The organism is Leisingera sp., assembly GCF_034669605.1.
In the GTDB taxonomy this organism is placed as follows: Bacteria; Pseudomonadota; Alphaproteobacteria; order Rhodobacterales; family Rhodobacteraceae; genus Leisingera.
Genome location: NZ_JAXMOX010000156.1, coordinates 1 through 11,598, shown reverse-complemented (window position 1 = coordinate 11,598; position 11,598 = coordinate 1). Strand labels below are relative to the sequence as shown.

At 58.1% G+C, this 11,598-nt stretch carries 11 protein-coding genes and 1 pseudogene; 5 read left to right on the top strand and 7 right to left on the bottom strand.

Going from position 1 to position 11,598, the window contains the following annotated elements; translation table 11 throughout:
• The 4 genes and pseudogenes from VOI29_RS17575 to VOI29_RS17560 all read right to left on the bottom strand — a co-directional run.
• Window positions 1–894 (bottom strand): annotated as a pseudogene (locus VOI29_RS17575) (glycosyltransferase); the annotation flags it as partial.
• Window positions 891–1,607 carry a sulfotransferase gene (locus VOI29_RS17570; protein WP_259986645.1) on the bottom strand — a complete coding sequence of 239 codons (717 nt, stop codon included), beginning with the start codon at window positions 1,605–1,607 and terminating at the stop codon, window positions 891–893. The pseudogene VOI29_RS17575 and the gene VOI29_RS17570, both read right to left, overlap by 4 nt.
• Window positions 1,608–1,706: 99 nt before the next feature.
• Entirely contained in the window at window positions 1,707–2,366 is a 660-nt protein-coding gene (locus VOI29_RS17565) for an ABC transporter ATP-binding protein (RefSeq protein ID WP_259986644.1), read from the bottom strand.
• Window positions 2,367–2,380: 14 nt separating this feature from the next.
• Window positions 2,381–3,595 (bottom strand): sugar transporter, encoded by a 1,215-nt coding sequence (locus tag VOI29_RS17560; protein WP_259986643.1) that lies wholly within the window; start codon window positions 3,593–3,595, stop codon window positions 2,381–2,383.
• A gap of 163 nt (window positions 3,596–3,758) precedes the next feature.
• On the opposite strand from VOI29_RS17560, the gene VOI29_RS17555 reads away from it, so the two are divergent.
• Window positions 3,759–4,490, top strand: a complete 732-nt coding sequence (locus VOI29_RS17555) for an ABC transporter permease (RefSeq protein ID WP_323781539.1) — start codon at window positions 3,759–3,761, stop codon at window positions 4,488–4,490.
• 6 nt (window positions 4,491–4,496) lie between these two features.
• Here the strand turns inward: VOI29_RS17555 and VOI29_RS17550 are convergent, their stop codons facing one another.
• A complete protein-coding gene (locus tag VOI29_RS17550) occupies window positions 4,497–5,504 on the bottom strand; it encodes a glycosyltransferase (RefSeq protein WP_259986641.1) in 1,008 nt (335 codons plus the stop codon).
• 152 nt (window positions 5,505–5,656) lie between these two features.
• Between VOI29_RS17550 and rfbC the strand changes: the two genes are divergently transcribed.
• Genes rfbC through rfbA form a run of 4 tightly spaced genes read left to right on the top strand, consistent with a single transcriptional unit; the run spans window position 5,657 to window position 8,992 of the window.
• On the top strand, window positions 5,657–6,229 hold the full coding sequence (gene rfbC / locus VOI29_RS17545; RefSeq protein WP_259986639.1) for a dTDP-4-dehydrorhamnose 3,5-epimerase: 573 nt from the start codon (window positions 5,657–5,659) through the stop codon (window positions 6,227–6,229).
• Complete coding sequence (gene rfbB / locus VOI29_RS17540) at window positions 6,226–7,269, top strand: dTDP-glucose 4,6-dehydratase (RefSeq protein ID WP_323781536.1); 1,044 nt, start codon at window positions 6,226–6,228, stop codon at window positions 7,267–7,269. Before rfbC ends, rfbB begins: the two co-directional genes overlap by 4 nt.
• Window positions 7,266–8,108: a dTDP-4-dehydrorhamnose reductase gene (rfbD, locus tag VOI29_RS17535; RefSeq protein ID WP_323781534.1), complete on the top strand. Its 843-nt coding sequence runs from the start codon at window positions 7,266–7,268 to the stop codon at window positions 8,106–8,108. Before rfbB ends, rfbD begins: the two co-directional genes overlap by 4 nt.
• Window positions 8,105–8,992, top strand: coding sequence for a glucose-1-phosphate thymidylyltransferase RfbA (gene rfbA / locus VOI29_RS17530; RefSeq protein WP_259986633.1), 888 nt, complete (start codon window positions 8,105–8,107; stop codon window positions 8,990–8,992). The genes rfbD and rfbA overlap by 4 nt, the downstream gene beginning before the upstream one ends.
• Before the next feature lie 63 nt (window positions 8,993–9,055).
• Here rfbA and VOI29_RS17525 read toward each other — a convergent pair whose 3' ends face one another.
• On the bottom strand, window positions 9,056–10,069 hold the full coding sequence (locus VOI29_RS17525) for a ParB/RepB/Spo0J family partition protein (RefSeq protein ID WP_323781529.1): 1,014 nt from the start codon (window positions 10,067–10,069) through the stop codon (window positions 9,056–9,058).
• A 76-nt stretch (window positions 10,070–10,145) separates the two neighbouring features.
• Window positions 10,146–11,546, bottom strand: coding sequence for an AAA family ATPase (locus VOI29_RS17520; RefSeq protein ID WP_259986630.1), 1,401 nt, complete (start codon window positions 11,544–11,546; stop codon window positions 10,146–10,148).
• Window positions 11,547–11,598 lie beyond the last annotated feature (52 nt).

Genomic DNA, 11,598 nt, shown 5'->3' with positions numbered 1-11,598 from the left:
GCGGGTCAGTGCCGAGGCAACGCCGTAGCGCTGCGCCAACATGCGCACCGCATCCGAGACACATAGCACATGATCACAATGGGTATTGATCAGGTCGATCATGGCTGCACGACGCGCCGCAAAAGCTTTGGCACGATCTGCCGCCACATGCGGCTCTAACAAACGGTTTTCCGCCATCACCTGCCCCCGGCCCCGCAACCAGCGTAGCGCCTGTAAGCCGCGTCGGCCCATGGCCAGAATGCCGCGGAAAGCCAAATCATAGGCCCATGTACCCGGCTGCAATCCCGCACAGCGCAGCCGGTAGGACACCGCATTAGCTCCGCGCAGCAGGCGCGCGTCATGCTGATGCGGCAGGCAGGTGACGCAGCGTGCGCCACCTTGGAAGTCTTCGCAGGTTTCACGCTCATGTGCCCAGAGGTTCACCTGCGGGCAGATCGGGTAGTAATTGTGCAAGGACAAGACAATCCGGGTCTCCGGATGCTGTTCTTTGACCGCCAGAACCTCAACGGGCAACCCTTCAAGATTGTTGAAGTGGATTACGTCATAGGGGCCAGTCCGCGCGACGAAGTCGAAAAATACATCGCTGGTGGGCGGATGCGACACCTGTGCGGGATCGCCGAAGCTGGCATGCGCCGAGGCCAGCACACCAGAGTTGATCAACTCATACCGGCAGTCGCCGTTTTCAGCGGGTCCATGACGCACAGGTTCCCACCGCGGGGCGCGCGCCCTCAGATCATGACCAAGCCCGGCAGAGAGGAAAACCGCCTCGACATTATCGCGACCTTCTAACCCCTCCATCAAATTGCGCTGATACAGTGTTACACCGCCGCCGCGCTTTTCCGTATCCAGATAGTCGACCCAGTTGTAGTAGAGAACCCGGAGAGGGCGGCTCACAACTCGTCTTCCAGCCAGCGCTTCAGCCCGATCTGGTTGAAATAGTAGCGAATAGGCTTGGGGTCCTCGAAACGGTCCGCGATGGAATTGCTGCTTTGTTTGATCAACGGGCTTTTCATGCCGGGTCGGTACGGTACTTCCAGAAAATTACAGATTTTCTCTTCGAAGCCGGGCTGGAACAATTCGCGGTACTCATAGGTGACCTTGGGGTTGGGCACCCCTGCCAGCCAAATCGAGATCAGATGATCGAATGTCGAATATTCATGCCAGCGGTGGCTGATCTGGCGCGGGGTCGCCTTGATCTTACGCGTCACATGCTCATCGGCCTTGCTTTGCGCCCATTTCTTGCTTTGGTACGCCTTGATGAGAGAAGACACCTGCGCCAGCCGGTTCTCGCGCCAGACGTAGATGATGGACACTTCGGGGTCTGTGGCAAGGGCGCGCAATACATTCAGGTTGTGGCCGATCATGAACTTGAAACCGCCGCTGGCCGCGCCTTTAGCGGCCGCCTCGTCAAAGAACCTGTACATATGGCCGACCGGATCCTTGTCGCGGCCCAGTATGGCAGCGTGACTGTCGTCATGCTTAGAGCCGATAACCGCATAAGGATTGTACTGTTCCCCCGCACAGATCACGTTGCGATGTGCGTCCAACAAACTCATCAGATAGGTCGTTCCGCTGCGCGGCAGCCCCAGGATCACAAAGCGTTTCATCGTTTTTTACGTCCTGCCCACATACCGGTGCATTAAGGGAAAAGATATCAGGCCTTATTGAGGAGGATGGCCCGAATTTCAAGCGGCGCAGCTCTTAGGTTATCTATCCTCGATGGCATCGAGATGGAACTTGATCGCTGTTTCGACATCTTCGAAATAGGTCAAATGACCATCTGCCAGCAGGATGGCAGCATCACAATAGTCGCGCACCTGCCCCATCTCATGCGAAACAAGGATTGCACTAGATGTCTGCATGCGTTCCTTGAACAGCGCCTTGCTCTTGCGGCGGAACGCAGCGTCGCCCACTGCAGTAACCTCATCAACGAGGTAAGTATCGAATTTGATACCGAAAGACGCCCCAAACGTCAGGCGTGACCTCATACCCGAAGAATAGCTGCGTACCGGCATGTCGAAGTGTTTGCCCAGTTCCGCGAAATCCTCGACAAAGGCGACCAGTTCGTCGGTGTCCACTCCGTAGATACGCGCGATGAACCGAACGTTCTGCGCGCCTGTCAGATCCGGGTGGAATGATCCGCCGAATCCCACCGGCCAAGAGATCGACCCATCCGACACCACCCGTCCGCTATCGGGGCGCAACGTGCCAGCAATTAGCTGCATCAGGGTCGATTTACCGGCTCCGTTTAGCCCCAGCAGCGCCAACGACTTACCGGTCGGCAACTCGGTGTTGAGATGGTCGATCACAACCTTCTGAAAGCCCTGTACCCAGTAGCTCTTGCTCAGGTTCTCAAAGCGGATCATCGCAGCCCTTTCCGTCAGCTACGGTCGCGGATGGAATAATACACCAATGCCATGATTGCCCACCCCATCACCAGGAATAGTGAGGCCAGACCAAAAATCACGGCACGACGGGGATATTCACTGGTCTGTGCCAGTGTTGGCGCGATGTATGTCGCCAGATACCGGCTCTGCCGGGAGGCATTGGCCCGGGCTACATCAAGTGCAGCCAGTGATGCACGGTATGTCTCCTCGGCAAACTCCCGGTCCACGATTAGACCTTCGTATTCCGCTATCAGGGCCGGGTAATCATCCCCCGCCCCTGCCCCACTGGACAGCTGCTCGCGCTCGTTGGCGATCCGCTCGCGGATCACGGTAATCAGCCGCTCCGCCTGACGCTGACGCGGATCAGCCCCATCGGTTCCGCTGAGAAGATCCAACTCAATCAAGGCTTCGGCCAATTGCTGCTGCAGGTTGTTGATCACACCTGCACGGCCCTGAATATCCGAAGCCGGATCGACAAGCTGGTTCCCGGATCGGAACGCCGTCAGTGCCTCACGGGCCACTTTGAGCCTTCCGACCGCCTCTTCAAGATCAATTCGCGCGTAGCGCATCGCATCCTCGCGGGCCTGCTCGTTAAGGTCATTGATCATGTTCTGGCTTAATCGCAGGATCTCGACAGCAATCTCGCGAGCTTTTTCAGGCGTGAACGCCTCTATCCGCATTTCCATCAATCCCGAACTACGGTCATAGGAAACACTTACGATCCGACGCCAGTAGCTGTCCAAATCCTCAATGCTGGCATCGGGCTTCAGGGCAAAGAACGGATCGTCGTCCCAATATCTGCTGTAATGTTCACGCAGGCCCACATTTTCGTCGATCTTCTGAACGAGAGACTGACTCAGTATAAACTCGTAGAGAATGTCCCCGTCCGAGGAGGCCGATGCTCCTGTCAGACTGGCCAAGCCGCCCAGCAGTGCCGAGGCGCTCCCCCCCTCTTCCTGACGCACCGTGAAACCGGTTAGCGAGATGTATTGATCCTTTGCGATCACCCAAAGGTAGAACCCCACCACCGACAGCGGGATGAGAACCACGGCCAAGAAGGAAAGGACCAAACCAAAATGACGACGCCGGAAACGCGCCGCTTTTACCGTTCGACGTACGGGGCGGACATAGGGCTCCACCTTCTCGACCTTCCGGGGGGCCGGAGCAGGTTCGGCAGACGCGCTGTCTTTCGGGGTCATTTCACTCATTTTGCTTCCGGAAGATGGTTTGAACTTCTAAGGAATCTTTTACATACTGATCCCGGTATTGCCAGCACTGGAGCAAACCGTAATGTCGCGTCCCTCTGCCCAGGTTAGTCCCGTCGCGCATGGTGCAAATCGAAGCTTTGCGACGTTCAGAGCCGTCTCGGCCTTGATCCTGCGCGAAATGGCCACGCGCTACGGGCGCTCCCCGGGGGGCTATGCTTGGGCCGTGTTGGAGCCGCTGGGCGGCATCGCTGTCTTGGGTTTCGGATTTTCTCTTCTGGTGCGCACACCGCCATTGGGAACCAGTTTCCTGTTGTTTTTCGCAACGGGCTTCCTGCCGTTCGGGATGTACAACAACCTCGGTTCTGCGGTGGGGCGATGCATCAACTTTTCGCGCGCCCTGCTCTTCTATCCCGCCGTGACCTGGGTGGATGCCGTTCTGGCGCGGTTTATCCTGGGCGTTCTGACCGAAACCCTCGTGATCATCATCATCCTGACGGGACTGGTTCTGACCATCGATAGCCGCATCATCCTGGACGTTGGCGCAATTGTTCAATCAATTTGCCTGGCCGCTGCGGTGGGGTTAGGCGTGGGTCTTCTGAATTGTGTCCTGTTCGGGCTCTTCAACATCTGGATGCAGATCTGGAGCATCCTCATGCGACCCATGTTCTTGATCTCAGGCGTTCTTTTTCTTTACGAAAGCATGCCACGCGCGCTACAGGATATCTTGTGGTACAATCCGATCATGCATGTCACGGGATTGATGCGGCGCGGTTTCTACAGCAGCTATGAAGCCTCCTATGTCAGCATCAGTTATGTGCTGCTGTTTGCGGGAGTCTGTGGGTTTCTAGGGGTAGTCTTGATGGGCAGGTATCACCGTGTCATTCTCAACCGGTAGCCGCAATTAGGGGCGCGAAGACGCTGGATTGGCCCATGCCAACACGCGGGCGTGAGGGATCTGAGTGCGCCGCAGCAGCCCGTCGCGGATCGCGCGGCCCAGCAGCATCAGGTAGCGTCCCCGCTCTCCCGAGTGGAACCGGGCCTTGAGCGCCCATTTCACCATCATCATCAGCAGCACCAGCCAGAACCACGGACCAGCAGCCAGGCGATAAACCATCAGCAGATTACGGTAATGATAATAGGATTTCCAAAGAGGACGGAAACGCTGATCAGCGCCTGAAATAGTGGTAAAATCATGTTCGAACCGAATGGCGGGATCAAACAGGATCGTGCCCCCTGCTTGTCTCATAGCCAGCGAATAGAGCACATCATCGCCGTAGATGAACAGCGACCCATCTGGATACCCCACTGTCTTGATCGCCGCGCGCGAAACAAACAGCCCGACAAAGGATCCGCTGTCGACGGCCCTGAAATCACTGCCCTCGTAATCGGCGGGATTTAGGTGAAACCCGGCCCGTCCGCGTCCCCGTAGTGCGCCCTTTAGCGTGCGCCAGACCATGCCGCGGTGCCAGAAAGGATTAAGCGTGGGGCGATTCATATCACAAATCCGCCCGTCAGGATGGTAGACTGCCGCCGACCACGCCATCGCACTGCTGCGGTCAGCATCCAAAAAGGCCGCTACGGCCCCCGGCGCAGGGCGCGCATCGTCGTCCATGACCAGGATCCACTCAGGATTAAAGGTATCTACGGCAAAGCGCATCCCCGCCTCAAACCCGCCTGCTCCGCCGCCATTCACCGCACAGCGCTGCACCACCAGATGCGGATCATTCTGGGCCGCCAGCCAGCCAGCCGTCCCATCCGTACTGGCGTTATCGATCACAATGATACGGTCTAGCCCTTCTGAGGTCGCCGCCAACAGACGCGCCACGGTCAGACGAAGCTGGTCCAGCCGATTGTACGTCACGACAACTGCTACAAGGCGCTGTGACAGGGGCGGCAGCGTGGTTTGCATCCTAAGTATATCTCCAGCCTGAAACTCCGTGTGGCTCTGGTCATAGTTCTTCCGCCAAGTCAAACACCGCAGGCCGCTCCCGGCACTTCGGGTTGCTTTCTGACCCCAATCTGGCAAGAAGGTCCAGGTTTTCAGGTTCAAGGAATTTCCCGATGAAGATCGAAGAAACAGCATTGCCGGGGGTCGTTGTTTTGACCCCGGCCCGCCATGGAGATGCCCGCGGCTTTTTTTCCGAAAGCTGGAATAAGGCGCGGATGGAGCAAGCTGGCCTACATTATGACTTCGTGCAGGACAACCATTCCCTCAGTGAGGCGGCGGGCACAGTGCGGGGCCTGCATTTCCAAAAGCCCCCCCATGCACAGGCCAAGTTGGTGCGGTGCGGGCGTGGGGCACTTTTGGACGTGGCCGTCGACATCCGCCGCGGCAGCCCGACATATGCTCAATGGGTCGGCGTCGAGCTTTCGGCGCAGAACGGTAAGCAACTGCTGATCCCTGCGGGTTTCCTGCATGGGTTTGTGACCCGTGCACCCGACACTGAGATTATCTACAAATGCACCGATTACTATGCCCCTGACTGCGATGCTGCCGTGCGCTATGATGATCCTGATATCGGGATCGACTGGGGATTGGGCGAAGACGCGCCACGGCTTTCGGCAAAGGATGCTCAAGCGCCCCGGCTGGCGGATATCGACACACCATTCAGCTTCGAAGGCCAGGACACATGAAAATTCTCGTAACCGGCGGTGCTGGCTTCATCGGATCGGCAGTTGTGCGGCTTGCTGTGGCGCGGGGGCATCGGGTGGTCAATCTCGATGCTCTGACCTATGCCGCCTGCCTTGATAACGTGGCCGAGGTGGCCAACAGCCCTCTTTATACGTTTGAGCATGGCGACATCCGGGATCGTGCAGCGCTGGACCGCATTTTAGAGACCCACAAACCCGATGCAATCATGCATCTGGCAGCCGAAAGCCACGTCGATCGCTCGATTGATGGACCGGGTAATTTCATCGAAACTAACATCACCGGCACCTATCACATGCTGGAAGCCGCGCGCGCCTACTGGACCGCGCAGGGCCGGCCCAACACATTCCGCTTTCACCACATTTCGACGGATGAGGTTTTCGGGTCGCTGGGCCCCGCAGGCATGTTCACCGAAGACACCCCCTACGATCCCCGCAGCCCCTACTCCGCATCTAAAGCCGCAAGCGACCACTTGGTGCGCGCTTGGGCCGAAACCTACGGGCTTCCCGTGGTCCTGACCAATTGCTCTAACAACTACGGGCCCTACCATTTCCCTGAAAAACTGGTCCCCGTGGTGATCCTGAACGCGCTGGCGGGCAAGCCGTTACCGATCTACGGCGACGGCGCTAACATCCGCGATTGGCTCTATGTCGAGGATCACGCCGACGCGCTTTTATGCGTGCTGGAGAGAGGCAAGCTGGGCCGATCCTATAACATCGGGGGTGAGAATGAGCGCACCAATTTGAAGCTGGTTAAAACGATCTGTGGGATCCTGGATGAAAAGCGCCCCCGCGACAGTGGCACCTATGCGGACCTAATCACCTTCGTCGCCGACCGTCCCGGCCATGATGCGCGTTATGCTATCGACCCTGCCCGCATGAACACCGAGCTGGGTTGGCATCCTTCCGTTACCGTCGAGGAAGGCCTTGCCCTAACCGTGCAATGGTATCTGGATAATGAAACTTGGTGGCGCGCGCTACAGGCCCGCGATGGCGTGGGCGAGCGTCTGGGGAAGACCGGATGATCCTCGTTTTTGGCAAGACCGGCCAAGTCGCCACTGAGCTTCAATTGCAAGCCGATGTCACAGCTCTGGACCGTCACGCTGCCGATCTGAGCGATCCGGCGTCCTGTGCAGCCGCGATCAGAGAGCACCGCCCCGATGTGGTGATTAATGCGGCAGCCTACACCGCCGTAGACCGCGCCGAGGAGGAGCCCGACCTTGCCCAGATGATCAACGCGCAGGCCCCCGCCGCCATGGCGCAGGCCTGCGCGGATCTGGGTATTCCGTTCCTACATGTCTCGACCGACTATGTGTTTGACGGCAGTGGCACAGACCCGTGGCAGGTCAATGACCCGATCGCCCCCCTGAGTGTTTATGGGCGCACCAAGGCTGCGGGCGAAGAGGCGGTGCGCGAGGCCGGCGGGGCATATGCGATCCTACGCACGTCTTGGGTGTTCTCGGCCCATGGCAACAACTTCGTCAAAACGATGCTCCGCCTGTCAGAGACACGCGACGCATTGAGTGTGGTCGATGACCAAATCGGTGGCCCGACCCCCGCAGCCGGCATCGCAGCGGCTTTGCTAGATATGGCGCGGGCAATGCGCACAGGCCAAAGCGGCGGCACCTATCACTACGCTGGCACGCCATCCACGAGTTGGAAATGTTTCGCGCGCGAAACATTTGCTGCGGCGGGGCGTAAGGTTGACGTGACTGGAATCCCCACATGCGACTACCCGACACCGGCCACACGTCCCCTTAACTCAAGGCTCGACTGCTCAGCGTTAGAGTCTGACTTCGGGATATCCCCCCCAATTTGGAAAGCCAATTTGGCACAGATTGTAAGAAAGTTATTATTATTATGACGGACCAAAGCACGAAGGCGCGCAAGGGCATCATTCTGGCTGGCGGGTCGGGCACGCGGCTGTACCCGATCACCGTCGGCGTTTCCAAGCAGCTTTTGCCGATCTATGACAAGCCGATGGTCTATTATCCTTTGTCGGTCCTGATGCTCGCGGGTATCCGCGAGATTGCTGTGATCACCACGCCACAGGATCAAGACCAATTCCAGCGCACGCTGGGAGACGGCAGCCAGTGGGGACTGCAGATCACATACATCCAACAACCCTCACCTGATGGGCTGGCGCAGGCCTATATCCTAGCTGAAGAATTTCTAGACGGGGCATCAAGCGCGATGGTTCTGGGCGACAATATTTTCTTTGGCCATGGGCTGCCCGAGCAATTGGCCGAGGCAGACAATAAGCAGGAAGGCGGGACCGTATTTGGGTACCGCGTGCATGATCCGGAACGCTATGGAGTGGTTGATTTCGCTCCCGATGGCACGGTGCGTTCGATCATCGAAAAACCGGAAGTGCCACCATCGAATTACGCGGTCACTGGACTCTACTTCCTCGACGGTACGGCGCCTGCACGCGCACGCAAGGTCCAACCGTCCGCGCGCGGCGAGCTGGAGATCACCGCTTTGCTGGAAAGCTATTTGCATGATGGCAGCCTAACAGTGCAGCAAATGGGCCGAGGGTATGCGTGGCTCGATACGGGCACCCACGCAAGCCTTCTTGACGCGAGCAACTTCGTAAGAACTCTATCAAGCCGTCAAGGTATGCAGGTGGGTTGCCCCGAAGAGATCGGGTTTTCGAAGGGTTGGATCAGCCGCTCCGAACTGGCTGAGCTGGCTGAAAGATACGCTAAGAATACTTACGGTACCTACTTGGCATCTTTGCTGAAATAGAGAAATGTTTCGCGCGCGAAACATTTAAAACAGGCTCTATCCTGACGGATAGAGCCTGTTTTGTTAAGATCTCTCAAGCCATCGCAACAGACGGGTGCGCAATTCAGGTGTAAGGGCAGGGCCACTCAGCTCGATCCGACCGTCTGATTTGTACACGCGCACATGCAGGCCGTCGCGTAGGTCCCGCTCGGAATACGCTGGCAGGGCAGTTGTATTTTTGCGGTCTTTAGAGTCTGATTCTACTGCGAGCCCCTGCGTCAGAAGCTGCATCTCATCCTCTGGCGTTTCCACCCGCCCGTCCTGAAGTTCAGCCCGTAGACGCGCCCCCAGATCCGTGTCACGCTCTAATGCGCTTGAGAGTTGCAGGCCTAAACGCTCTCCGATGGACTGCGGAAAACGAAGGGCGCCATCAAGGGCACCGACAATCGTCAGGAAGGATCTGATCTTGGATCGCTTGGCGCGGGAGGCCGTTCCGAAAAGATTCAGCAATGCCCTTTTTTCAGTGTCGAACACACCCTGTTCCACGGCCTTAGCGGCGATACGGGCACGCTCAAAGTAGCTTAGACCCACGCGGATCTCGTTTTCCTCGACCATCGCGATATAGGCATCCGAGGCATCATTGGGCCGGCGCTCAATCGCAAGCACAGTGCCGTCGCCGTGACCTTCCGCATGAAGTTGCATCAGCGCCGTGCAGCGCCGCCACCCTGAGATCAGGCCGTAACCACCCTCTGCCAGCGCCACGACCTCGATCGGGGTTTGCTGGCCGCGGTCGCGCAGAGAGCTAACGAGGGCCGCCATATCATCGTCATCATGTGCGATCCGGTCGCGCACCAAGTGATCAAGCCGGATCGCAGACAGCGGCAGGGCGGCGATCATCCGACCCTGCGCGCGCGCCTCATGCAGTTCGCGGCTTACTTCCTGCAAAGCAGCTGTGGCCGAGGCTTCAGAAGCGACGTCCGCGATTGGGGCGCGCATACCCCCCAAGGGCGCCATGGATTTCGTCTCAGGCGCCCTCACGGAGAAATCAGGATTCAAGAAATCGGGGTTGGCGGGGGTCAAGCGTTTGCGTTTGGCCATGGGGCGTCTCCTGTTGCGGGGGCCGGGCGAGGATCGGCGTGAGGTTTAAACATTCGGCAAAAGGTCCGCATGGTCATTAAACAACCTGCGCACCGGTGTCTCTGGAAGCCAGTTCGTCTCGCCTCCAGGCTCCGATCAGCAACTGTTTGAATGCGGCGTAGGTCGCATCAAACGTTTCACGACCGCGTACATAGGTCTCACGGTTAAAATCACGGTAGTCGGCTTCGTAAATGCCCTGTACCTGTTCGCCAGCCTGTCCGATCAGCGCGGTGAAATCCTGTCGATGCGGCGAGAGAGCGGTGCCAAGATAGCTTTGCATTAATGCAGCAAGTTCTGCCTGCTGCGCGCCATCATACCGAGTGACCACCGCGCGCACCGCGTCCCATTCGAAATTAAGCCCCTCGCGCCCCAGGGCTCGGGCTGCCATATTCTCAGCCTCCTCAATGGAGCCGAAGGTGGCGTGCAACATGTCAAAGAACCGACCGGTACTGTCGAATTCCAGAAACGAAGCCCCAAGCGGCACCAGCAGGATGTCAGCGGCGGCCAGCCCGTTGATTGTCAGATAGCCAAGGGCAGGGGGGGTATCGAGAAAGATCACGTCGTAGTCGTCCAGCACGCCGTCAGCTGCGAACATATCCGTCAGCGCATCCCACAGCTTCCAACCACGCGCCTGCATGCGCCAGACCGGCACTTGGAATTCGGCCCAATAAAGGTTGAGCTGCGCGCCGATGAGGTCGATGTTGGGCCAGTGAGTGCTCTGGATCAGGCTTTTGCTATCGACCTTCAAGGCCTCGGTAAGCGTATCATCAAGCGGCAAAGGCCCCTCGCCGCGGTCCATTCGGCGCTGGTTCTCCAAACGCAACTGTAGTGCGTAGTGGCGTGCCATTAGCGGGAACACTGTCTGCCATTCGTCCTTGACCGCACCGCCAAAGATCGAGGTCATGGAGCCTTGGGAGTCCAGATCAACCACCAGCACCTTATAGCCATCAAGGGCCGCGGACATGGCCAGATGCGCCGCCGTCGAGGTCTTGCCGACTCCCCCTTTGAAATTGGCTACGGCGACCATCTTGGCGGGCAAACCCTTAGGGCGGTAGGGCAAGTATTCTTTGGCTTTGGACCCCTCGTTGCCGAAATGCGCACGCAGGCGCTGAACTTCATCAAGCGTAAACCACTTGGCGCCGCCCGCCGTTTCGGAAATCCCTTGCGGCAAATCGGGGTTCTGTTTGAGCACTCGGCGAAAATGACCTGTGGCGACGGGGATTAGGTAACGGGTAATTTCCCAGGTCGAGAACCGACGCAAGCTTCGCCCGCTTTCTCCCTGTAAGCCGCGGTTTTGCAGATCCTGTCGGCCAGTGTCACAAGCATGCGCCAGCTTTTTAAAGTTTTCTGTGGTGGTCGGTGTACCCAGTGCTGCATTGGCCTGATCGGGGTCGATGTGGAAATAGGGGGGCAGATGGCCCGCTGTTTCGGGTGGCATGAATGCTCCTAATGTGCGTCGTTTCCGGCACCGTACCATAAAAGAGCGAACA

Excerpts from the sequence above, each read along its gene's own strand:
- rfbD (WP_323781534.1), top strand. The coding sequence starts at position 7,266 with ATGATCCTCGTTTTTGGCAAGACCGGCCAAGTCGCCACTGAGCTTCAA.
- VOI29_RS17520 (WP_259986630.1), bottom strand. The coding sequence starts at position 11,546 with ATGCCACCCGAAACAGCGGGCCATCTGCCCCCCTATTTCCACATCGAC.
- rfbA (WP_259986633.1), top strand. The coding sequence starts at position 8,105 with ATGACGGACCAAAGCACGAAGGCGCGCAAGGGCATCATTCTGGCTGGC.
- rfbC (WP_259986639.1), top strand. The coding sequence starts at position 5,657 with ATGAAGATCGAAGAAACAGCATTGCCGGGGGTCGTTGTTTTGACCCCG.
- VOI29_RS17560 (WP_259986643.1), bottom strand. The coding sequence starts at position 3,595 with ATGAGTGAAATGACCCCGAAAGACAGCGCGTCTGCCGAACCTGCTCCG.
- VOI29_RS17525 (WP_323781529.1), bottom strand. The coding sequence starts at position 10,069 with ATGGCCAAACGCAAACGCTTGACCCCCGCCAACCCCGATTTCTTGAAT.
- rfbB (WP_323781536.1), top strand. The coding sequence starts at position 6,226 with ATGAAAATTCTCGTAACCGGCGGTGCTGGCTTCATCGGATCGGCAGTT.
- VOI29_RS17565 (WP_259986644.1), bottom strand. The coding sequence starts at position 2,366 with ATGATCCGCTTTGAGAACCTGAGCAAGAGCTACTGGGTACAGGGCTTT.
- VOI29_RS17550 (WP_259986641.1), bottom strand. The coding sequence starts at position 5,504 with ATGCAAACCACGCTGCCGCCCCTGTCACAGCGCCTTGTAGCAGTTGTC.
- VOI29_RS17570 (WP_259986645.1), bottom strand. The coding sequence starts at position 1,607 with ATGAAACGCTTTGTGATCCTGGGGCTGCCGCGCAGCGGAACGACCTAT.